This window comes from Gelidibacter sediminis, assembly GCF_004364975.1.
In the GTDB taxonomy this organism is placed as follows: Bacteria; Bacteroidota; Bacteroidia; order Flavobacteriales; family Flavobacteriaceae; genus Gelidibacter; species Gelidibacter sediminis.
Genome location: NZ_SOBW01000008.1, coordinates 518505 through 544018 on the forward strand (window position 1 = coordinate 518505; position 25514 = coordinate 544018).

A 25514-nucleotide genomic window follows, 5' to 3' on the forward strand; every position below is an offset into this window, starting at 1 on the left:
TATACAATGAAAATAAGATCCAATTTTGTTATAACCATATTTACCCTGATTTCTATCTTTTTGAATATGTCTTGCTCCTCAACAGAAAAAGTTCTTGGCAGTAAAAGACAGCCCTTGGCCAAACATATTATTTTGGTAGGGGCCGATGGGTTAGGAGCTTATGCCTTTGATAAAGCAGAGATGCCTAATATAAGAAAAATGATGGAGGGAGGAGCATATTCTTTAAGTGCTAGAGCAGTACTACCTTCTTCAAGTGCTGTAAATTGGGCTTCCATGATAATGGGATCGGGACCAGAGCTTCATGGCTTTACGGAATGGGGAAGCAAAAAACCAGAGTTACCTTCTGTTGTTCTGGGAAAAAGCGGACTTTATCCTACCATTTTTAGTGTTATAGATCAGCAATTGCCAAAGGCTAAAATGGGGGTGTCCTATAGTTGGTCAGGAATAGGCTATCTTTTTGAAAAAGAGTTGGTCGATCTGGACAGAAAAGGTGAAACAGAAGAAGAAACGATGCAGAATGGCATTGATTTTATTATCCATGAAAAGCCCGCCTTTACTTTTATACATCTAGATGAGCCAGATCATACAGGTCATGCTATTGGCCACGATACTCCTGAATATTACAGCGCTGTATCTCGTATAGATAAGCTGGTAGGAAACCTTTTAGAAGCCTTGGAAAAGGAAAATTTAATGCAAGAGACTATCATTATTTTTACCGCAGACCATGGTGGAATAATTACTGGCCATGGAGGAAAAACTTTATTAGAAACTCAGATTCCTTGGATCGCCTATGGAAAAGGAATATTGGGGAAAGGCGAACTTAAAAACACTATTGTTACCTATGATACGGCAGCTACCATTGCATATCTATTAGGGTTAAAAGTTCCAGAATCATGGCGTGGAAAACCGGTAACCGAAATTTTTACCCCCTAGATATTATATCAAAAAATAGTATTATAAAATAAGTATGTCGGAAACTAATTTAATTTAGGAGTTAAGATATGTTAGTTGCACAGGACGATAAAAAATCAATAAATAGGATATATATGAAAAATAAATTTTTAAAATTACCCTTTTCCCTAATGTTGGCAGGAATAACGATGATTCCTATGGGATGCAAACAGAAATCCATAAAAACAGAGAAACCGAAAGAAGCTACCTTTAAGGTAGAAACTCCCATAATTTCTGGTGAATGGGAACATATATTTAATCCAAATGATACCCGTTCTGAAATCGATACGACTTGGTACACCAACGACCATTGTTTTGCCAAGGGGCCAGACGGCAAATGGCATGCCTATGGTATTATTGGTCATAAACCCATTAACCCCTGGACCGGAGAAAATAAACTTTTCCATATTTCTGCTGATAGCATTTCCCAATTAAAGTGGGAAGACCACGATTATGCTCTTAAGGTAAAGCCTGGAGTTGAACGGGTGCTATGGGCACCCCATGTCTTTCAGGAAAACGGTAAAAATTACATGTTCTATAATATAGGCAATTTACAGGAAAATGCACCAAATTATGCCAGTTGGGGACAGTTGTGTATGGCAGAATCCGATGATATGTTTAATTGGAAACGGCATGAATTAAACCCTTTGTTTAGCGACCCTGGGCATGCCCGAGACTCGTATATTTTTAAAGACAATGGTATGTACTACTTTTATTATACCCGAACCTTCAATGAAGTGGATATTCGATCTTGTGTAGCAGTTAGAACCAGTCCGGATCTGAAACATTGGAGTGGACCAAAAATTGTTCACACCCAACCCTATGAAGCGGATTGGGGAGGTGATTCCGAGAGTCCCTTTATAGTAAAAAGAGATGGTTTATACTACCTATTTGTGTGTCTTGCACTCACCGATTATAATGAAACCCATGTATATTGGTCAAAAGACCCTACAAATTTTCCCATAGAAAATTTAGTGACCTCCCTGCCTTTGCATGCCCCTGAGGTAATTAAGGTTAGTGAAGATGAATGGTATATCTCCAATACTGGTTGGGATAAAAAAGGATTATCCATAGCTAAATTGGAATGGAAATAATTTTAGTATGAAGGATAATATAGATAGAAGAAGTGTTATTAAAAAATTAGGAATCGGAGCAGGTGCAATGTTGATGCCGCAACTCGGGAATTCACAAAAATTTGATGAGGAAGGCAATGGTAAAAAAGTGTTGACAATTGCACATATTACCGATATTCATATGCGACCAGAATTGAATGCTCCAATGCGATTTAGGCAATGTATGGCCAATATTAAATCACATAAAATTGACTTCTTTCTCAATGGGGGTGATACAATTTATGCTGCGGATTATGTTGATATTAGACGAGAACGGGTAGAGGAACAATGGAACCTATGGCAAGAATTAAGAAGTGAATTATCTGAATACGAAATTTATAGTTGTCTAGGGAATCATGATATGTGGTGGGCCGCTCCGGATAATATGGATAGAATGTATGGAAAGGATTATGTTGTGAGTCAATTGGGAATACCCAACAGGTATTATAGTTTTGACAAAGAAGGATGGCATTTCATTATTTTGGATAGTAATAATGGCAAGGCTGGCTCATTGGATGAAGAGCAGCGCGTTTGGTTACAGGAGGACTTAAAGTCGCTTGATCAAGGAAGCAATGTTTTAATAATGTCACATTATCCGATTTTGGGGGTTTGTACAATATTAGATGGTGGAAATCATACGGACAGTGCTGAAATTGCTTCCTTGTTTTATGAGCATCGGGACAAGAAGATAAATTGTCTAAGTGGACATGTACATTTGTTGGATACTGCTCAGTATAATGGAGTAAATTATTTCTGCAATGGAGCTCTTAGCGGATTTTGGTGGGAGGAAGGCAATGAGCAATCCAAAGGAAAATATTGGTATAAAGAAACGCCCCCAGGGTATGCAATTGTCAATCTATACCATGATGGTCTCATCGAAAATAAGTATTATCCTCATTCTTTCTAAGGCTAAAAATTATAGAGGTGAGATATTTTTAAGAACAATAGGGTACCTAATGAAAAAACCCAAAGGTTAAATTTTAATATATTTTTAGTAAAATATTATTGTTTTAATTTATTTTTTATACATTAGCTAAATCGAATTAGCGTAAGATAAGAGTATTTAACCGGATCTAACTACATAGATATTTTTTTAATTATTTTGCTAAATCGAATTAGCTTTATAATTAAAGGCTATTTATTATTAGGGTGTTTTTTTTTAAACTATTCGCTGAAACGGTTAAACTAAAATAGCGGTTTATTAAAATATCTGCGCGCCAGATAAAATTAAATATTAACCTATGAATAATTATATATGACATAAAATGTAAAAACAAAGGCCGATTCAAAAGAATAATGTGGCATGAAAAATTTGAAAATTATCAACCAACTACCAAAACTAAAATATGATGAAAAACTCTTGTTTTGATAAAAAATTACAATTCTTGCTAAACCAAGTAATAAGAAAGGGTATTCTCTTTTTATCTATCGCTTCGTTGACAAGTTTCAATGCACATGCAGAAAGCAATGTGAATATTCCGGTATTACGACAAAATTTATTGGTCAGTAATTCCATTTTAACAGACGCATTTAGCCTTTCTGACAATGTTCAAGACGGTATCGTTAAAGGTTCTATTACCGATGGAAGTGGAATGCCATTACCTGGTGCAAATGTTGTTGTTATAAGTAGTAATATAGGTGCAGTAGCAGATTTTGATGGTAACTACTCTATTAAGGCGAAAAGAGGTGATGTTCTGGAGTTTTCATATTTAGGAATGCATAAAAAATCTATTACTGTAGGAGACACTAATACTATTAATGTTGTTCTAGAAGAAGATGCCAACGCCTTGGAAGAGGTGATTGTGGTTGGGTATGGGACACAAAACAGAAAGACTTTAGCTGGTGCTGTGGACCAAATTGGTTCTCAAATTATTGAAGATAGACCAGTAAATAACATAACTACCGCATTGCAGGGGGCTATACCGGGACTAACAATCACTAAGAGCAGTGGACAACCTGGTAGAGAGAACTTTAATATTAACATTCGTGGTTTTTCATCTATTAATGGAGGTAATAATCCATTGGTTATTATTGATGGGATTCCTGGAGATTTAAGTTTGTTAAATCCTAATGATATAGCGAATGTTACGGTATTAAAAGATGCAGCAGCCTCTATTTATGGAGCTCGTGCTGCTGGTGGTGTCCTTTTAATTACAACTAAAAAAGGGAAAAAAGGAGGTAAACCAAAAATTGAGCTCAATTCTACTTACGCTATTAGCTCGCCAGCAAACCTATTTGAATTGGTAGATGTTAGGCAGTGGGCAGAAATGGAGATTGATGCCATAGCAAATGCTGGAGGAAGGTCTGATTGGGAAGATTGGATTGATGATATTGGTCCAGATACACCACCGTTATACTTAGATGCGGCTGGTAATGCTATCTTCTTCCAAACTACTAACTTAAATGATATTGTGTTTGAAAATGGACACCAACAACAGTATAACGCTAGCATAAGCGGAGGTGGAGAACATTCAGATTATTTATTTTCGGCGGGGTATGTGTTTACAGATGGTATTATTGCACCAGCATCAGACGATAATGAAAGATTAAACTTAAGAATGAATTATGGGTTTGATATTTCAAATAAATTAAGAATAGATACCCGTATATCTATAGAAGATAACAAAAGAAGAGAGTCTGCCGATGTACATACAGGAGCACGAACAAGTTCTATAGATAGAGCTTTAGAATCGGTTGTCTCAAATTATGTTTGGTTTCCTGCTTTAACTCCAGAAGGAAGACCGTTTGGTCAATGGGGTTGGGGTAGCCCGATTGGACAGTTTGATAATGGTCTTAAACAACAAAATACCAATGTTATTAGAACCAATGCCTCTGTTAAGTGGAAACCCATTAAAGGACTTACTGTAACTGGACAGGCAGGCATTACAAGTACAAACAGAAATACCAGTAATAGAACTAAGCAAGTGCCATTATATAATGGAAGAGATGAATTTGCTTATTTTGAATGGGGTACTAATATTCCTTTTGCGTATAAACAAAATGAAAAAACTACGTACAGAAACTATACTGGTTTTTTTGATTACGAAACTACGTTTGATGATAAGCATGAGATTAGTGTAACAGCAGGAGCAAGTCACGAAGAGCAAGAATTTCAGTGGTTTTTTGCGCAAAGACAAGATTTTTCTCAAGAGGAGCTATTTGCTTTAAGTTTAGGAGGGTCAGAAAATCAACAAGCTGCTGGTGGTGGTAACCACTGGGCAATTAAATCTTTTTTTGGTAGAGCTAGGTATGTGTTTGATTCCAAGTATATTCTTGAAGGAAACTTTAGAAGAGATGGAACGTCTCGTTTTTCGCCAGATCAAAGATGGGGTAATTTTTATGGAGTATTTGGAGCCTGGGTACTTTCGGAAGAAAGCTTTATGGCAAATCAAAATGTTTTTGATAACTTAAAGTTAAGGGCTTCATGGGGGCAAACAGGTAATCAAAGTGCTGGTGGACTATACGATTACTTGCCAAATATTAATTTAGGAATTAATAATTACCCATTTGGGGCTTCTCCATCAGCCACATTAGGTGCTGGCGAAGCTGGATTGGTTTCAACTATAAGAACATGGGAAAACCTTGAAACAACCAATCTTGGTATCGATGCTTCTTTCTTAAATTCAAGATTAAATGTAGGTTTCGATTACTTTATTAAGAATAACGATAATATGTTGGTAGGGGTTAATTTACCAGCTGTTTTAGGAGGTACACCACCAGCTCAAAACATAGGTGAGTTAGAGACTAAAGGTTGGGAATTAAACTTAGGTTGGAACGACCAAACAAGCTCTGGTTTTTCTTATGGTGTTAAGTTTAATTTGGCTGATAACACAAATAAGCTAATAGATTTAAATGGTGCTGATTTAGCTCGTTCAGGTTTAAATGGTGTTAGGGAAGGTTTTCCGATTAATACCTATTTTGGATATAATTTTACCGGTCTAATACAAAATCAGCAGGAATTAGATGCTTTTTCAAGCCTTGAAAACGTGCCGTCAAGTCAGTTAGGTCTGGGAGATTCAATGTTTGAAGATATAAATGGTGATGGAAAACTGTCTGCTGTAGATGACGATGGTAATGACGCTGATATCGTGCCTTTAGGAACCATACAACCAAGATATACCTTTGGTGTAAATTTAACAGCTGCTTACAAAGGCTGGGATTTTAGTGCCTTTATACAAGGGGTTGGCAAGCGAACACATTTCTATCAAGGTGATTTTGCCATACCATGGTCACAACCTTGGAGACCACCACTTAAAAGGTTCTATGGTAATACTTGGACACCAGAAAACACTGGTGCCCCATTCCCAAGATTAATACAAAACGATGTAAGATGGCATAACTGGAGACATTCTACGTTGTTCAAGGTAAATGGTGCTTATGCGCGATTAAAAAACGTAACTATAGGCTATACATTACCTAGTGATGTTATGAATAAAGTTGGAATTGAAAAAATGAGAATTTACTTTAGTGGAGAAGATTTATTCACAATAGATCATTTAGATGGAGGTTATGATCCGGAGAATAATGGAGCTTCTAATATTTATCCATTTACGAAGCGATACGCTTTTGGAATAAACATAACACTTTAAAATTATGAAAAAGATGATAAATAAAATTAAAACAATAGCGGTAATAGTTTTAGCTATAGTCTTAAATTCATGTGACAAAGACTTAGACTTGGCTCCTTTAGATCAATTGTCTCCCGCTACATTTTGGAAAAGTGGTGATGATTGGAGATCTTGGGCTAACAATTACTATGGGAACTTAGGAAGTCATGCTAGCGGAACCTTAGATCTTAATTCAGATTTTAGCATGGGACAGGGTTCTAATGGTGTAAGTTCAGGTAATATTCTTTTATCTCAATCAGATGGTGCTTGGAATGGTTCATACGAGGCTATTCGTTCTATGAATATTGCCATAGCGCAATATGATCTGGTTTCACCAGAAATTCAAGATGAAGCAGAAAGATATGTGGCAGAGATACGCTTTTTCCGTGCTTGGACCTATTTTGGACTTCTAAAGCGTTTTGGAGGTGTTCCTTTAGTAGATAAACCTTTAGATATCGATTCAGAAGAATTATTTGCTCCAAGATCAACTAGAGGTGAGGTGGCAGATTTTATAATAGCTGATTTGGATTGGGCCATATCAAGATTGCCTGGTCATAATGAAATAGGTGATAGCGAATTAGGTCGTATTTCTGCTGATGCTGCACAAGCCTTTAAATCTAGAGTAGGGCTTTTTGAAGGAACATGGCAAAAATACCATGGCGGTGGTGATAGTGGTCGCTTTTTAGATGCAGCTATAAATGGAGCTAATGCTGTTATTAATGGTGGTAACTTTGGTATCTATGATGATATGGGAGCAGACAGTTACTATTTCTTGTTTTTAGATGAAGGACAAGGTAGTTCAGAAACTATTTTAGCACGTAGATATGATGCTGGTTTAAACCAAACACATAATACATCGCGTTGGGTAGATACACAACATGCTGCACCAACTAAAAATTTAGCTGATTTATATGTGTGTACAGATGGATTACCAATAGAGGATTCTCCTTTATTTCAAGGCAAAGCTACTTTGAGTTCTGAATTTGAAAATAGGGATTTAAGAATGTTAGGAACTATCATGAAACCAGGTACTATTAGAAATGTTGACGGGAATGATGTTGAGCAGCGTCCGGTAATTGGAACAGGTAATGGGTTAACACCAACAGGATACCAGTCCAGAAAGTTTCTTGCTAATGGTGCCAATGCGACTTCTGGCCAACAAACTTATGATTGGATGGCTATTCGTTATGCTGAGGTACTGCTTAACCTAGCTGAAGCATTATACGAAAAGGACGGCAGTATTTCTGATGCAGATCTTAACAGATCTATTAACCATTTAAGAGCCAGAGCAGGTGTTGCCGATTTAACAAATGCTTTTGTAACTATTAATAGTCTCGATATGTTAGAAGAGATTAGAAGAGAAAGAAATGTTGAATTAGCTTACGAAGGATTTAGATACGATGACCTTAGACGTTGGAAAACGGCTCAGGATGTACTGCCAATGGCTTTAAGAGGCGTGCAGTTTGATGGAACCGAATTTGAGACAGAATATCCAGATGTTGTTGTTAATACGGATGGCGATGGATTTATTGTTGTAGATCCGGCGGCTACTAGATCATTTGTAGATCCTAAGAATTACCTATTTTCAATTCCTACGGATGAAATACAGCTAAATGACAATCTAGAGCAAAACCCAGGTTGGTAAAAATTTTAAATAATAGTAAAAGTTGTTTTAGTTTTTTTAATTGAGTTGAGTTTAGTTTTACGTTTAGTTAGCGTGAATATTAGGGAGCCGAAAGGCTCCCTATTTTTATAACTGATGTATACCATTTATGTCATAGAATAGTTGTGAAAACCAACTGGATATACATAAGTGTTAAATATTTACATATAATATAAAAATTTAAATACTAGAACTATATTGCTAAATCTATTTAGCAAATTGAATGTTATTGGGTCAAGCTATGAATATAATGACTATAGAGTGCAGTTAACGGATAAGTCATTTTGGCATTTGTCATTCTTTTCATCCATAAACTATTTTAGAATGAAGATACATATAGCTGTTCCGTTTTTATTGTTAATAGGTTCCGTTGCAGGACAAGAAATTGTTGCCAATCCGGATATAACCATAGCTACTCTTTTAGATGAAATGGTTAATAAGGATGAATTGGCAACGCTTCCCATGTATTCCTTTAAAACCTTACAAGCCAGTAGTTACTCGCGTCAGTCGATTGCAAAAAACAAGGAGGGTTGGTTTGATAATGCAGATGCTAGTCAGTTTGTACGTGCTGAAGTTAATGAAGGTCGTAAAGAACATGTTCTTATGGATGCGGAAGGTCCAGGAGCCATTGTAAGGTTTTGGAGCACTTGGCATGCACAAAAATTTTCTATGGGTACCCTTAGGATTTATTTTGATAATGCGTCAAGTCCACAGATAGAAGGTAGGATAGATGAAATTATCTCTTCAAATAAATATGTAGGTGCCCCTCTGTCGCAACGAGTAGCCTCGTTTCAGGAGAACGGGGGTTGGTTTGAAGGGCATAACCTATATTTTCCATTGCCCTATGCCAAACATTGTAAAGTAACGTACCAGAAGGAAGATGAAAGTGTAGACGATGTGCTTTATTATCAAATTAATTATCGGTAGTATACCTCTGAAGTATTGATGAAGTCTTATATAAAAGGAGATTGGGAAAATGGAAAATTTCAGAAGAACATAAGTATTACATCTCAAAAATTCGGACTTCACGAATCGACTATCAGCAACGGAAAGAAATCTTCATTTAGCGGTGTTTTAAAGGCAGGTGAATCCATATCAACTAGGGTCAATGGAGGTAGGGCAATAAGGAAGTTAGCTGTAAAGTTAAATGCAGTACATATGGAACAAGCCTTACGTGCTACAGTAATAGCTATGGAGTTTGATGGAAAAAACACTGTTTGGGTACCCGTAGGAGATTTATTTGGAACTGGTTACAAGATTTCACCATATAAAGGTTTGCTGAGTGAAGTAAATGAAGAGGGGGGAATGACATTGTATTTTCCGATGCCTTTTCAGGAATCAGCAAAAATTACGATTCATAATTATGGAAAAGAGGCTATTGAATTGGTGAAAATGGATGTGCACCATGCTTCTTGGGAATGGGATGAAAGAAGCCTTTATTTTCATGCTAACTGGCGTAATTATCCAAATATTGAAACTTCAGAAAAAAAGGATGTCAATTTTATTACTATTTCAGGAAAAGGCAAATATGTTGGAGATGTATTGACACTTTTTAACAATAGTTATCATTGGTGGGGAGAAGGTGATGAAAAGATTTTTGTGGATGGAGAAAAGTTCCCTTCTAATTTCGGAACAGGTACAGAAGACTATTATGGCTATGCTTGGTGTAGTGTTGCTGATTTTGAAGCACCATTTATTGCCCAACCTATTGGAGATGGCAATAGAAGCCCAGGGTTAACGGTCAATAGTCGTTGGAGATCGTTGGATGTAATTCCCTTTGAGAAATCGTTAAAGTTTGATATGGAAATTTGGCATTGGGCATCCACCCACATGGACTATGCGCCTACTACATTTTGGTATGGAACTAAAGATGCTAAAGCAGAATTTTCAGAAAGCGTAAAAAATGTTCAAATCCCGGTAAGATTTGCTGATAAATTCGAAGCCGAAGGTTTTGCTATTAATGAGGTAAGGGGAGGAGAAGCGATCATTCAAGCTTTTCTTTTGTTTGATTGGAGTGCTCGTAATCATTTGTTATGGAAGGGTATTAAAAAGAATGACGTATTAAAGACTGGTTTTTACTCTGAAAATGAACGTTTGGGTGAATTGACCATGGTATTTACCCATGCAGCCGATTACGTAATAGTTGACGTAATGTTGAACGATGAATTAATTTTTGAAAACTTGGATTTATATAATGAAAAGCTGAGTATTAAAAAACACCCTTTAAGGAATGGAAAAATAAAGAAAGGAAATAATACACTAAAACTAATAGTTAAAGGAGCTAATAAAGCTAACCCTAAGGCAGATAAATTGGGAGTCGATTATTTAATTGTAGAATAGTTTAAAAAATATATATAGGAATACTAAAAAGAGGTAGTTATGGGTTTTGATGGATTAAATATGTCATTAGGGAATTTAAGTCTGCTTTCAAATGCGCAATCACGCTGTATTACCGCAGAAAACCCTACAGGAGGAATTGGAGCAGGTGGAAGAGCAAAAAAAGGTTTTGCTGAAAAACAGGCCAGTGAGTTAGGACAAGGCTGGAAAGTAAACCCTGCAATCACAATTGCTCCGAAGGAAACTGTTGTGATAGCAGATATTCAAGAGATGGGTAATATTCAAAGTATTTGGATGACTGGTCTTATATCCAGAGATCTGATTATTAGAATCTATTGGGATAATCAAGAACATCCATCTGTAGAAGTGCCATTTCCAGATTTTTTTGCGAGTGGTTATATTGATAATACTGATATGTTGTTGGGTGGTGAATTCGACCCTTTGGTTTCAATTCCAGTAGCAGTAAATCCTTCAAATGCATTTAACTGTTTTTGGTCTATGCCGTTTAAGGAACGGTGTTACTTCACCATAGAAAACAGAAGTGATATTGATAGGGTTTTATATTATCAGATCAATTACCAATTAACACGAATACCTGAAAAATGTGCCTACTTTCATGCTTCATTTAGAAGATCAAACCCTGTTAAAAAAAATGAGGTTCATACTATTATAGACAATATAGAAGGAGAAGGTCATTATGTCGGTACAGCCATGAGTGTTGGTTTAAACGGTGCCGGTGGATGGTGGGGAGAAGGTGAAGTAAAGTTTTTTATCGATAAGGATGATGAATTCCCTACAATTTGTGGTACTGGCTTGGAAGATTATTTTTTAGGAGCCTTTAATTGGGAAACAAATAAAGGATACACAATGTATAATTCACCTTATGGAGGCTTCCATAAGTATGAAGCTCCAGATGGTTTATATAAAATTCAACCACGATTTTCATTGTACCGTTGGCATATACAAGATCCTATTCGGTTTAAAGGAAAATTAAAAGTTACTGTACAGGACCTTGGCTGGAAGAATTTCAATACAAAACAGTTTGACAACGTTGAAGAACGAAAGTATTTAATGCGTCAAGATGATATAGCTACAGTTGCCTTTTGGTACCAGACATTACCAAGTATTCAATTGAAAGCATTACCAAATAAAGAAGGACTGTCTATTCAATAAACATTTATAATAAATAATGAATTTGAACAAAAATAAAGATCAGGTAGGATTGCTTGAAAAAATAGGATATGGATTGGGCGATACTGCAGGTAACTTTGTGTATCAATCAGTATTATTATTACTTGGTTTTTTCTATACAGAAATTTATGGACTGAGTACAACTACAGTAGCCACCATTTTTTTAGTGGTAAGAATTGTAGATGCCGTTACAGATCCCATAATGGGGGCTATCGTTGATAGAACTAATACAAAATGGGGGAAATACCGTCCATATTTAATCATATTAGCGGTTCCTTATGCCATAGCCAGTGTGCTGGTTTTTACAGTTCCGGATTTGGGTCCTGAAGGAAAAGTTATTTATGCTTACGCCACATATACCACCTTAATGTTATTATTTACGGCTACTAATATACCTTATGGAGCCTTAACCGGTGTCATGACAAGTGATCCTAAAGAGAGAGCATCAATAAATGCAACTAGATTTATGTTTGCTACAGGAGGTGGGCTTATTGTAACATCCTTAGTGCTTCCTTTAACGAACTATTGGAGCGATCCGGCAATAGGATATAGAAATGCCATGATTTTAATGGCTATTTTATCTGTTATACTGTTTGTAATCTGTTTTGCTACAACCAAAGAACGTGTTAAAGGGCTGGCTTCAGAAAAAGGAAAGGGGAATTTTATTAAGGATATCAAATTTGTTTTTAAAAATGATCAATATCGTTTGGTAGCTCTGGCAACACTATTAATGGTGAGTGCACAAACAATTAAAAATACAACACAATTATTCTACATAACCATTTATGTTGAAGACGCAGTGGCCTATTCAGCTTTATTTTTATCCATTTGGATGGTTGGAGGAATGATAGGAGCACAGCTAGCAACAAAAGTGCTGGATATAATGGATAAAAGAAAGGCATATATTATGTTATTGTATATATGTGCTATTATGTCTGCAATTTCCTATTTCGTTGGAAACACAAATATCATTTTAATTATGGTAATACAGTTTTTTGTAGGATTCTTTAACCAAATGATTGCTCCTATATGGTTCACATTTACAGCAGATGCTGTTGATTATGGTGAGTTGAAATTTTACAAACGAATGGACGGATTAACACTTTCATTTACCTTGTTTTCTTTAAAATTAGGACTTTCGATAGGAGGTGCATTAGCCATGACGATTATGGGCTATTATGGATATGTAAGTGGAGGAGTTGAACAAACCCTTAAAGCTACGAATGGTATTCTATTTGTCTTCGCAATTGTCCCAGCAATTGTATTTGTATTAACTGCGTTGGTGGTGAGTTTATTTAAATTAAATAGCAAAACAATAGCTCTAAATGCTTTAAAACTTCAAGAGTTAAGAATTAAATAAAATGAATAATTAAATAAAAAATATATCAATAATGAATGTAAAAAAACAAAGAAAAATAAGCTTTTTATTAGTCTTGTTATTAGCAGGTATAAATAATGCGTTTGCACAATATACACAGTTTTATGTATCTCCTTTGGGTAGTAATTTCAATGTTGGTTCTAAAGAAAAACCATGGAAAACTTTAGAATACGCAAAAGATCAGGCAAGAAAAGTAGAAGACTATGTTGTAATAAACCTTTTTGATGGCATTTATACATTAAATAAATCATTAACACTAAGTAGTGAAGATTCTAATATTTCGTTTAAAGCTGTTGATGGTTCAAAACCAATAATTAGTGGTGGGGTAAAGATTACTAGATGGAAGGACACCAATAAAGATGGGATATGGACAGCAAAAGTGTCTTCAGGTTTAGAAGGAAGGCACCTATATATTAATGGTAAAAGAGCTATAAGGGCACGAACCGTTAATGCCGATGGATGGGAAAGAATAGCACACACACCTAAACAATGTGGATCTGTATCATGTAGAGATGATGAAAATACACCAAATGGATTTAAGGTGCCAAAAGATTTTCCTAAGCTGTCAAATGTAGCAGATGTTGAAATGGTGAACATTATGCGTTGGAAAATGTATAGAGGTAAACTTCATAAAATAGAAGATAATATCGCTTATGTCGATCAGAAATATTGGGATCTTGCCAAAATTGGACCTTTTGGACTTTTGAACAATAAGGCCACAGAAGCAGTTAACTGGTTGGAAAATGCCATTGAATTTTTGGATGAAGATGGAGAGTGGTATTTAGATAAAAAGAATGGTACTCTTTACTATAAACCTAGACAAGGAGAGCAATTAAATGAGTCTGATGTGGTCATCTCGAATGTTGAAAAACTTGTTAATGCTGACGGAGTAGAAAATGTATCTTTTGAAGGAATAACGTTTGCTTATGCAAATTGGAATCAACCTTCTACATCTCTTGGTTATGTGAGTATCCAATCTGGTGCTGTTCTCGCAGATCCAGATTACCAGTCTATCGAAGATGCTTTTGAAGGTTTGGTTGATATTCCAGGGAATGTTCATTTTAAAAATTCAAGAAATGTAGTGATGAAAGGAAACACCTTTCAGCATCTGGGAGGAACGGCTTTGAATTTTGATACGAATAACCAATATGTTAATATTTTCGGTAATACCTTCAACGATATTTCAGGTTCGGCCATTACGATTGGGAATTTACAAGATCATCATATTGTAAATGAAAAAATAAGCCGTGAAATTATTATCGACAATAATAGTATTAAAAATGTAGGTGTTGAGTACTGGGATGTTTGTGCTATTAAATGTTCGTTTGTGAAGGATGCAGCGATTGTTAACAATTCAATCAATGGATCTTCAGCAGGTGGAATTACCCTTGGATGGGGTTGGGGGCGTTATGACGTTGATAACTTCGATTTCTGGAAAGATGGTTCTGATAAAGCATACAACCATCCTACAGTTGCCGGCGGTGTTTTGGTAGCACATAATAAAATTACCAATGTAACTACAAAACTGGGTGATACTGCTGCTATATATAATTTAGGAGCTTCTCCAGACACAAAATGGTATGCCAATTATATTGAAAATGTGGCGCATCCAGAAGCTCGATTTTGTAGTGCCTATAGTCATGGAATCTATATTGACAATGGATCTAGAGGAATAGAAATTAAAGATAATATAGTAATAGGTAGTTCTCATGAACCTTATTTAGCAAACGGATCTCATGATTATAACATACGTGGTGAAGCCTACTATTATAAAGATGATGCTGGAGAATACCCGGCGTGGATAAAAGAAAAATCAGGTGTAAAACCTGAAATTTCAGAATTAAGGCATAGAGAGGAAATTGAAAAATTATTTCCTGAGGCCTTACCTGTCAATAATAAATTCTATATAGAAACAAAAGGTGTAGCTGTAGGTAGAAATATAATAGCTGTGGGTAGTGCTATAAACAGTAAAGCATCGTTTGCTACAGATGGCAAAACAGAAACTTACTGGAGAGGCAAAGGAAAAGAAGGAGAGTTGGTTTTAGATTTAGGTAAAGTATCTGATATATACTATGTGAATTCGGCTTTTGGCTACATTGAGCAAGGAACAAAAAAGGAAGTGTATTTCAAAAACGGTTACGAATTCGAGTATTTTACTTCTATGGATGGTATAAAATGGACTTCTTATGGTGAAGGGAAAAAAGTGTCAACACTTGCTATAAATCAACAATATGGTGAAGATCAAAAGCCCGTTGAAGCTAGATATGTGAAACTGAAAGTTCATAGTTCAGGAGATCATCAGTTAGGTGTATTACGATTTAAAGTGGTAGACCAAGAGCCTGTTTATGGAGGCCGTAAATTTGGACCACAATAGTGCAATTTTTTCTAAACAACATGTAAAAAAAATTATATAATCGGTACTATTATAAATTTTTAATTCCATCATATTATGTACAAACTCATATCATTATCATTAGTGATTGTTGTTTTCTCTAATGTTGGCTGTACATTAAAAAAGATACATGAAATAAATACTTATAAGATTATTCCTCAGCCTGTTAAACTTGTTATGGGCAGAAATTCAATTAATTAAATAGTTTAAATATTAAAATCAGATTAATGAAAAAAAAATTAAAAATTAAAGCGGTTTTTTTCCTGATTTCATTTGCTCTTTTTAGTGGAGTATGGGCGCAAAAGAAATCAAAAGTTAACATGGAAACACTTCTCAAGGAAATGACCTCTAGGGAACAGTTAACCCGCTTCCCAGATCCATCTTTCATTACTAAACACGTAAGTAGTTATGACCGTTCAAGTACCTCTCCTAAAGAGGGAAACTGGTTTCATAATTGGGATATGAATCAATGGGAAGGCATTGAGAAAACTAAAAATGGAAAAGAATATGTTCTAATGGATGTAAAATCACCAGGAGCCATTACCCATTTTTGGATGACTGGGGCTGGAGAAAATAGAGGACAAGGTATTTTACGAATTTATATTGATGGTAAAGAAGAACCAGTAATAAGTCAGACCATACGAAGTTTTATTGGGGAAAACAACGAAGTAGGCTATCCAATGAGTTGTTCTGTGTCTCCGGAGACTATAGCCGATGAACGAGGCCATAATTTATATTTGCCAATACCTTATGCAAAATCTTGCAAAATAACCTATCAGTCTGATTTGATCAAGGAAGGAAACCCTTGGGAAACAAAAAGTGAAATTTTATATTATAATATTGATTATAGAGAATATGCTGCAGGAGCAAAAATTGAAAGTTTCACTAAAAATTCCATAAGTCAAAATAAGTCAATTATTCAGGCAGCCAATCAAATGTTGTTAGATGGAAGGTTTAGTCAAGAAAGGAAGTTAAAGGAGCTTGATAATTTTCAAATAAAATTAACTCCTGGTGAAGAATTGGTTGTTTCTAAAAAAGATGCTGGAGCCGCTATTGAACAATTGAATATGCGTATTCAGGAAGATAACCCAACACAATCGTTAAGGTCTGTCATCATCAAATGTACTTTTGACGATCAACAAACAGTATGGGCTCCTTTAGGTGATTTTTTTGGAGCAGGTTATCGAATAGATGCTTTTGAAACAAGGTATAACAAAGTATCTGTAGACGGTAATTTGACCTCCAAATGGCTTATGCCTTTTAAAAATTCTTGTAAAATTACTTTAGAAAATATTGGAGAAACAACCATAGGAGTTAATGGATCGTTACAGTATTCTTCATATAAATGGAATAAAAACGCTATGCATTTTTATACATCATGGCACCAATATACAAAAGTAAATACTGGAGTTCCTAAAAATATGTTAGGAGGTGAAGGTGTTAGAGACGTAAATTTTGTAACTCTAAAAGGTAAAGGAGTATATGTGGGTGATGTATTAACATTGTTTAATGATAATTTGCCTATAGGAAAAACAAGTTGGACCAAAGAAGAGGGAACTTTTAATTATTGCTGGTGGGGAGAAGGAGATGAAAAAATATACATTGATGGTGAGCAATTTCCATCACATTTTGGAACAGGAACAGAGGATTACTATAATTATGCTTGGTGCAAGGGGGAAAAGTTTTCACACCCGTTTATTGCCCAGCCTTCAGGTGAAGGGAATATGACGCCAGGTTACACCGTAAACACAAGAGTTAGAGCCCTTGATGTGTTGCCTTTTAATACAAGTTTGAAGTTTGATATGGAGTTGTGGCACTGGAATAAGGCCACACTCAATTATGCTCCAACAACTTTTTATTATATGATGCCTGGTGGAGAATCTAATATAAAGTCCGATTATAAAGGTGCTAAAGAAGAAGTGTTATTGGATTTTGAAAAAATACACCCTGTTAAATAGTAAAAATTATTGGATAATAACTTATTCATGAAATAAAAAATTAAAGTTAAGGGTAATATAATTATTTGATAAGACAAAAATGATTATAGGTAAATAATTAATAATGTGATCGAGTTTATTAGGAATAAGAGATAAATAAGAGTTGTCAATAAATTATTTGCTAAATCGATTCAGCAAATAAATTATTTTTATTACATTTGAATCCTACGACGTTTATATAAGTTAAAAATTAAAGAAATTGGGATATATATAAGTTTAAAATGATGATAAAAATTAATTATTTATCGCTACTAATAGCTGTTTTATGTTTTAATTCTTGTAAACAAGTGCCTCCGCCTAAAGTTTTTGGGCCAGCACCTTCTGAGCGTCAAATGAAGTGGCATGAAATGGAGTATTATGCCTTTGTACATTTTAGCATGAATACCTTTACCGATATTGAGTGGGGCTATGGTGATAAAGATCCTGCTTTGTTCAACCCAACCAACCTTGATACACGGCAGTGGGTTAAAATTTTTAAAGAAGCAGGTATGAAAGGGGTTATCATCACAGCAAAACACCATGATGGATTTTGTTTGTGGCCATCAAAATATACCGAATATTCCGTTAAAAACTCGCCTTGGAAAGATGGTAAGGGAGATTTGTTAAAAGAATTATCTGAAGCTTGTAAAGAAGCCGGATTGAAATTTGGGGTGTATTTATCGCCTTGGGATCGCAATCATCCCGATTATGGCAAACCAGAATATATTACTTATTTCCGAAATCAGTTAAAAGAGTTATTAACGAATTATGGCGATATTTTTGAAGTTTGGTTCGATGGAGCAAATGGAGGTTCTGGATATTATGGAGGAGCCAATGAAAACAGAAATGTCGATAGGAAAATCTATTACGATTGGGAGAATACTTATAAAATTGTACGAGAACTACAGCCTGATGCCATGTTGTTTAGTGATGCTGGACCAGACACACGCTGGTGTGGTAATGAAGAAGGGTGGGTTGGTGAAACCAACTGGAACCTATTAAGAAGGGATGAAGTATGGCCTGGGTACCCTCATTATAAAGAATTGAGGTATGGTCATAAAGATGGGACCCATTGGGTACCAGCCGAAGTGGATGTATCTATTCGCCCAGGTTGGTTTTATCATAAATCCGAAGACCATAAAGTAAAAACAGTGCCACATTTATTGGATATTTACTATAATTCCGTAGGTAGAGGAGGAAGCCTATTGTTAAACTTTCCGGTAGATCAAAGAGGGTTGATACATGAAATCGACGAAAAGCAAGTTCGAGGTTTAGCTTCGGTATTGAGCGAAGATTTTAAAGTAGAATTGGTTAAAAATAAAAATGTTGAAGCAAGTAGTACTAGAGGTAATTCCTCTATATATGCCGCTTCTAATGTAAATGATGGCAACTTGGAAACCTATTGGACGACCGATGATAGCATTACTACAGCTTCATTGACCATTGATCTAGAAGAACCCATGGCGATCAATCGATTTTTAATTCAGGAGTATATTCAACTTGGCCAACGTGTGGAAGCGTTTACTGTTGAAGGCTTTATTAATGGAAAGTGGAGTGAGTTGGCTTCTCAGTCAACAATTGGTTACAAAAGAATTTTGAGGCTACCAACAGTTACTGTTTCAAAACTTCGTTTAATTATTAAAAAATCAAAGGCTTGTCCTGTAATTTCTAATATTGAAGTGTATAAAGCGCCTAAGGTTGTTGTAGCGCCTATAATTAAGAGGGATAAAGAAGGTGTTGTCACCATTTCCTCTCCAGATAAAGAATTAGAAGTGTATTATACAACAGACGGTTCAGAACCTACCGAAAAATCCAGTACATACGATGAACCATTCGAGTTTGATAAGAAATCGGTAATTAGATCAATAGTAGTAGACAAGCAATCTGGAAAGTCGAGTCCAATCGCTTCAGAAAGCTTTGATGTGTCAAAGAAGCTGTGGAATATTTTAAACATAAAAGATGAAAATGTTTTAAGGGTATTGGATGGGGAAACGTCCACATCTTGGGTGCTTACTGGAGAGAACATGCCATTAGACCTTATTGTAGATTTAGGTGAAAGTCATAGAATAAAAGGGTTCAAATATTTGCCCGATCAAAATAGGTGGTCATCCGGTATTATATTTAATTATGAATTCTATACGTCAAATAATGGTAAGGATTGGAGTTTACAAAGCAAGGGGGAATTTTCTAATATAAAGAATAGTCCTATTTGGCAAACTAAATTGTTTGATATAACCAATGCCCAATATATAAAGTTACGGGCCATTAACAATACAGATAATAATAACAAAGCAGGATATGCTGAACTGGAAATAATCACAGAATAATAAATAAATGATGAGAAAAATAGTTTTTAAAGCTTTAGTTATATGTTTGGTAGGAATCCAAACTAATTTTGCCCAGAAAAAGTATGAGGCAACTTGGGAGTCCATAGATAGCCGTCCGATAGCGCCATGGTTTGAGGATGCTAAATTTGGGATATTCATTCACTGGGGACCATATTCGGTTCCGGCATGGAGTCCTAAAGGAACGTATTCAGAATGGTATCAGCATTGGTTACAAAGTAAATCCCTTTTTGGTAATGGTAAGTTTACAGGAACTGAGGTATACGATCATCATGTTAAAACCTATGGACCTCATTTCAGCTATTATAATTTTGGAGAAATGTTTACTGCTCGAAGTTTTGATGCAGATAAATGGGCTAGGTTATTTGTAGATGCTGGAGCCAAATATATGATGATTACGTCTAAACACCATGATGGTTTTACACTATGGCCTAGTCAGGAAGCTAATAAAACTTGGGGTTTCCCTTGGAATGCAAAAGATGTTGGAGCAAAAAGGGATTTATTAAAAGAATTAGAAGTAGCAGTTAAAAAGACTGATGTAAAATTCGGAACCTACTATTCTTTATATGAATGGTTCAATCCATTGTGGAAAAAAGATAAAGAAAAATTTGCCTTGGAACATACGCATCCTCAATTCAAAGATTTAGTTGAAAATTACAAACCAGACCTAATTTGGTCAGACGGAGACTGGGATGCTAAACCCGAAACTTGGCATTCGCCTGAGTTGCTAAAATGGTTGTTCAATGAGTCAGCAGTGGCAGAATCTGTTGTGGTGAATGATCGTTGGGGAGATGGAATACGTTTTAATCATGGAGGTTATTATACAACTGAATATGGTTCAGAATTGGATGGAAGTAAACCATGGGAAGAATGTAGAGGAATTGGCTTTTCTTTTGGATACAATGCCAATGAAGATTCTTGGGATTATGCTTCAGACAGAACGCTAATTTATTTGCTATTAAATGTAGTAAGTAATGGGGGGAATTTATTGCTTGATATTGGTCCAGATGCAAACGGTAACATTCCACCAATTATGCAGGATAGATTATTAGCAATTGGTGATTGGTTAAAGGTGAATGGAGAAGCTATTTATGGTACAAGGAAATGGGAACGTGCTTGCCAATGGTCTAAAAATGGGAAAAAGGATTGGAAACCAGAAGGCGCTCATTACCTTCCTGCGGATTTCATTTTAAAACAAACCATTGATCCAGAGCCTGGATATGGGGTTCGTGAGATTTTCTTTACTAAAAAAGGAAAAGATGTATTTGCAATTGTACCAAAATGGCCTAAAGAAACATTGGTTATTAGAGATATTAAGGCAAGTTCAACTACCGAAATTATTTTAGTAGGAACTGATTTAAAAGTTGAATTTGTTCAAAAAGGAAAGAATTTAATTCTGAAAGTTCCAAATCTCACACCTGATGAATTACCATCAAAGTATGCTTATACCTTTAAAATTAGCAAAGTAGTAAAATAAAGAGGATAAAATTTTTGGTAGGGTTCTGTATTTGAGTGTTTACTAAGATTCAGAGATTAACAGAATTAAAATATTAATAAAGGAAAATAATAGATGTGAAGAAAGCAATAGAAAAATATATCATTCTTAGTTTCATTTTGATGCTAATATCGAATCAAGCATATTCTCAATCAAAAAAAGGTTTTTACAAGGGAGAAGGATCCAGACAAGTACATCTTGATTTTCATACTACTGAAAAACTGGAGAATATAGGAAGTAGCTGGAAGAAAGAAGAATGGCAACAAGCATTAAAAGAAGGGCATGTAAATTCCATAAATATTTTTGCCAAAGGGCATCATGGTTGGGCATATTATAATACAGAAGTTGGTAAACGACACCCCAATTTAAAATTTGATTTGCTTAAAGCTCAAATTGAAGCAAACAAAGAAATTGGAGTTTCATCTCAGGCCTATGTAACTGTTGGTTGGAACGTACTGGATGCAAGAGAACATCCAGAATGGGTATCGACAGGTAAAGATGGTAAAAATACTTTTGCTGAAATGGAGGCAAATTCAAAACCAGGAGAACATTTTTCTTGGGGATGGCCAACAATGTATCCAGAAGGTCCTTATATGGAACATTTGTTGAAGCATACTGAAGAAATTGTAAAGAATTATGATGTTGATGGTTTTTGGTTTGATATTGTACCTGTTGGAAATATCAATTACAATGCGTACAGTAAAAAAGATATGGAAGCCAATGGTATAGATTGGAATAATGAAGAAGAAGCATGGGCATATCATTGCAAAAAAATGCATAGGTATTTTCGGAAGACAAATGCACTTATAAAAAAATATAAACCTAACGCTACAATTTATTATAACTGGACGACTCCAATTAGCAATAAGCGCATTTTGGATGAACATTATGATCAATACAATACGAAACAAGATTTAGAAGATTTACCAACCACTTGGGCAGGTTATGATGTGTTTCCAGTAAGAGCAAAATATTATGCAAATACAGGTAAGCCTATTGTGGCGATGAGCGGTAAATTCCATTCGGCCTGGGGCGAGTTTGGAGGCTTTAAACATAAAGATGCTATCTGGTATGAAGCAGCGAGTATGCTTTCTTATGGCGCCATGGCTAATTTTGGAGATCAATTACATCCTACAGGGAAATTAGAAAAAGCAACTTATAATAATATTGGTCACGCTTATAAGTATATTGAAAAAATTGAAGATTATTGTTTAAACTCAAAACAGTTGGCTAAAACAGCCATATGGTTAAGTTTTACAGGAAGAGATAATGACTTGACCAAAATGTTGCTGGAAAAACAAGTGAATTTTGTGGTGGCAAATAATTTAAATGATTGGAGTGATTTAAAATTAATAATCTTACACAGTGGTGTTAAGTTAAATGAGGAAGAAACAATAAAGGTTCAAGCATTTATTGATAAGGGAGGGAAACTGTTTATTCTTGAAAAAGGAGCTTTTGAAAACGGGAAGTGGAAATTTGATATTGGAGCAACATATTTAGGAGATGCTATAACCGATGTTGATTATACATTAGTCTCAGATAAATTGACAGAAGATTTAGTACAATCACCATTTTTAAATCGTTTTCCTGCAGTTCGCGTTCAACCTGAAGTAACAACAGAAATACTGGCAAAAATTCACGAACCATATTTTAATCGAACCGTTGAGCATTGGACATCTCATGATAATACACCATATAATACAAAAGCAGCTGCTCATCCTGCAATTATTAGAAAAGGAAATATTGTATGGAGTGCCCATAGATTGGAAGAAAATTATGGAAAAGAAGGATCAAGAGTGCATAAGCAATTATTTTTTAACACCTTGAAACAGTTGCTTGAAGAACCTTTTGTAGAAGTCGATTTGCCAAGTAGTGGTCGTGTAAATTTATTACATCAATCGCAAGAAAATCGTTATGTAGTGCATTTAACATATGCTACGCCGCATCAACGCGGTCGAGCCCAAGTAATTGAAGATTTGGTGCCTTTATACAACGTGCCTGTACGTGTGGATTTTGAAAAAAAAATCAAAAAAGCGTATACCATTCCTGATATGAATAAATTAAAAATAAAAAAAGTAGGAAATAAATTAGAAGTTGTTGTTCCTGAATTTAGATGCCATACTGGTATTGTGTTTGAATATTAAAATCTAATAGCTTAGCTAGTAGTAAAATAAATTTAAGTAAGAATACTCTGTTCACAAATAATACATTAGAAATTAAATTGATTTTAATAACTACAGCAGAAACTGATGTAGTTATTGATTATAAGATAATAAATTAACAAATAAATAAATTACAATGAGACTATTAGTTATTCTATGCTTATATGTTTTAAGCATATCCTGTTCCAATAAGTATAAGGAGGCAGTTAATTCAGATAAAGATTATGCAATAATTCCAAAACCCTTAGCTATGGAAACAGCTAAAGGAAAGTTTTTAGTAGATAAAAATACCAAAATTTACGGAGAGGCATCTTTAGCAAAAGAAGGACAATTTTTAGCTGCTTTATTAGAAGCGGCTACTGGACAAGAAATTTTATTTACTGAAGGTAAAAAGGGAAATATTCAGCTTAAGTTAGATTCTTCAATTGATAATTCCGAAGGATATCACTTAGAAGTAACCTACAATAAAATTATAATAGCAGGTAAAAATGCTAAGGGTGTTTTTTATGGTATTCAGACCTTACGTCAATTAATGCCGGCGGCAATTGAGTTAGGTAATGGTAGTTTGAAAGAGTTAACGATACCAGCTGTAATTGTAAAAGATGCTCCAAGATATGTATATAGAGGCATGCATTTAGATGTAGCTAGACATTATTACCCCGTGGATTTCATTAAGAAGTTTATAGATTTAATCGCGATGCACAAAATGAATACCTTCCATTGGCACCTTACGGAAGATCAGGGATGGCGCATTGAAATAAAAAAATATCCAAAGCTTACAGAAATAGGCTCCAAACGCCATGGAACAATTATTGGCCATCACCCAGGTACAGGTAACGACGAAACGGAGTACGGCGGGTTTTACACTCAAGAGGAGGTAAAAGACATTGTTAAGTACGCTTCAGAAAGGCATGTAACCGTGATTCCAGAAATTGAGCTTCCAGGTCATAGTAGTGCAGCCATCGCTGCATACCCTTTTTTAAGTTGTTTTCCAGAAGAGCCAACAAAAATATATGGAGATATGGGGTCAAAAAAAAGTAAGCAATTCCAGGCCAATGGGACTCCTAAAGTTGTTCAGGAAACATGGGGAGTGATGGATGATGTTTACTGTGCCGGTAAGGATGAAACTTTTGAATTTTTACAAGACGTGTTGGATGAGGTGTTGCCGTTATTTCCATCCAATTATATTCATATTGGTGGCGATGAATGTCCAAAAAAGAATTGGGAAAGATGTCCGAATTGTCAAAAAAGAATTAAGGAAGAAGGTTTAAAAGATGAACACGAATTGCAGAGTTATTTTATTCAACGTATTGAAAAATATCTGAATTCCAAAGGAAAAAAAATTATAGGTTGGGATGAAATTCTTGAGGGCGGATTGGCACCCAATGCTACGGTAATGTCCTGGAGAGGCGAAGAAGGAGGAATTGAAGCCGCTAAGCAGCACCACGATGTGATTATGACCCCTGGACACTCCTGCTATTTTGATCATTATCAAGCTGAAGATAATGAAAATGAGCCTTTAGCTATTGGTGGAAAAACAACTGTGGCCGATGTTTATGCATATAATCCAACTCCAAAAGAATTAAACCAAGATGAACAAAAATATATTCTTGGAGCACAAGGTAATGTTTGGACTGAGTATATGAAAACAACTGATTATGTAGAATATATGATTCTACCACGAATGACTGCGTTGTCTGAGGTTGTTTGGTCTGATCTAGAAGTTAAGGATTGGAGTGATTTTAGAATTAGGCTCAAAGTCTTTTTAAATCGACTTGATGCGATGGGATTAAACTATGCAAAACATGTGGTTGAAGAGTAATCATATAGTGGTATTATATCCGTAATAATAATCCTCGAAATGGTTAAGTCTATACTAGGGTATATGGAGGTTGCGTTTATTTA

Annotated in this window: 15 protein-coding genes; all 15 read left to right on the plus strand. The window is 35.3% G+C overall.

The features are described 5' to 3' along the window. Positions 1–6 precede the first annotated feature (6 nt). Positions 7–933: an alkaline phosphatase gene (locus tag BXY82_RS08950; protein WP_243835765.1), complete on the plus strand. Its 927-nt coding sequence runs from the start codon at positions 7–9 to the stop codon at positions 931–933. 113 nt (positions 934–1046) lie between these two features. Then, positions 1047–2045, plus strand: a complete 999-nt coding sequence (locus BXY82_RS08955; RefSeq protein ID WP_166643281.1) for a family 43 glycosylhydrolase — start codon at positions 1047–1049, stop codon at positions 2043–2045. Between the two features lie 7 nt (positions 2046–2052). Next, positions 2053–2970 (plus strand): metallophosphoesterase family protein, encoded by a 918-nt coding sequence (locus BXY82_RS08960; protein WP_133757859.1) that lies wholly within the window; start codon positions 2053–2055, stop codon positions 2968–2970. A 439-nt stretch (positions 2971–3409) separates the two neighbouring features. Then, positions 3410–6652, plus strand: a complete 3243-nt coding sequence (locus BXY82_RS08965) for a SusC/RagA family TonB-linked outer membrane protein (RefSeq protein ID WP_133757860.1) — start codon at positions 3410–3412, stop codon at positions 6650–6652. Positions 6653–6665: 13 nt separating this feature from the next. Beyond that, positions 6666–8315: a RagB/SusD family nutrient uptake outer membrane protein gene (locus BXY82_RS08970; protein WP_166643282.1), complete on the plus strand. Its 1650-nt coding sequence runs from the start codon at positions 6666–6668 to the stop codon at positions 8313–8315. A 342-nt stretch (positions 8316–8657) separates the two neighbouring features. Continuing rightward, on the plus strand, positions 8658–9260 hold the full coding sequence (locus BXY82_RS08975; protein WP_133757862.1) for a DUF2961 domain-containing protein: 603 nt from the start codon (positions 8658–8660) through the stop codon (positions 9258–9260). A gap of 18 nt (positions 9261–9278) precedes the next feature. Beyond that, positions 9279–10673 carry a glycoside hydrolase family 172 protein gene (locus tag BXY82_RS08980; protein ID WP_133757863.1) on the plus strand — a complete coding sequence of 465 codons (1395 nt, stop codon included), beginning with the start codon at positions 9279–9281 and terminating at the stop codon, positions 10671–10673. A gap of 39 nt (positions 10674–10712) precedes the next feature. Continuing rightward, the gene (locus tag BXY82_RS08985; protein WP_133757864.1) at positions 10713–11843 is read left to right on the plus strand and encodes a glycoside hydrolase family 172 protein; all 1131 of its coding nucleotides are present in this window, start codon (positions 10713–10715) and stop codon (positions 11841–11843) included. A 22-nt stretch (positions 11844–11865) separates the two neighbouring features. After that, on the plus strand, positions 11866–13221 hold the full coding sequence (locus tag BXY82_RS08990) for an MFS transporter (protein ID WP_166643283.1): 1356 nt from the start codon (positions 11866–11868) through the stop codon (positions 13219–13221). A gap of 31 nt (positions 13222–13252) precedes the next feature. Further along, positions 13253–15613, plus strand: coding sequence for a discoidin domain-containing protein (locus BXY82_RS08995; protein ID WP_133757866.1), 2361 nt, complete (start codon positions 13253–13255; stop codon positions 15611–15613). A gap of 245 nt (positions 15614–15858) precedes the next feature. Further along, the gene (locus tag BXY82_RS09000) at positions 15859–17589 is read left to right on the plus strand and encodes a glycoside hydrolase family 172 protein (protein WP_133757867.1); all 1731 of its coding nucleotides are present in this window, start codon (positions 15859–15861) and stop codon (positions 17587–17589) included. A gap of 263 nt (positions 17590–17852) precedes the next feature. Next, positions 17853–19934 carry an alpha-L-fucosidase gene (locus BXY82_RS09005; RefSeq protein WP_133758632.1) on the plus strand — a complete coding sequence of 694 codons (2082 nt, stop codon included), beginning with the start codon at positions 17853–17855 and terminating at the stop codon, positions 19932–19934. A gap of 7 nt (positions 19935–19941) precedes the next feature. Beyond that, positions 19942–21429, plus strand: a complete 1488-nt coding sequence (locus BXY82_RS09010) for an alpha-L-fucosidase (protein WP_133757868.1) — start codon at positions 19942–19944, stop codon at positions 21427–21429. Between the two features lie 95 nt (positions 21430–21524). Beyond that, a complete protein-coding gene (locus tag BXY82_RS09015) occupies positions 21525–23591 on the plus strand; it encodes an alpha-amylase family protein (protein ID WP_133757869.1) in 2067 nt (688 codons plus the stop codon). Positions 23592–23745: 154 nt separating this feature from the next. Then, positions 23746–25431, plus strand: a complete 1686-nt coding sequence (locus BXY82_RS09020) for a beta-N-acetylhexosaminidase (RefSeq protein WP_133757870.1) — start codon at positions 23746–23748, stop codon at positions 25429–25431. Positions 25432–25514 lie beyond the last annotated feature (83 nt).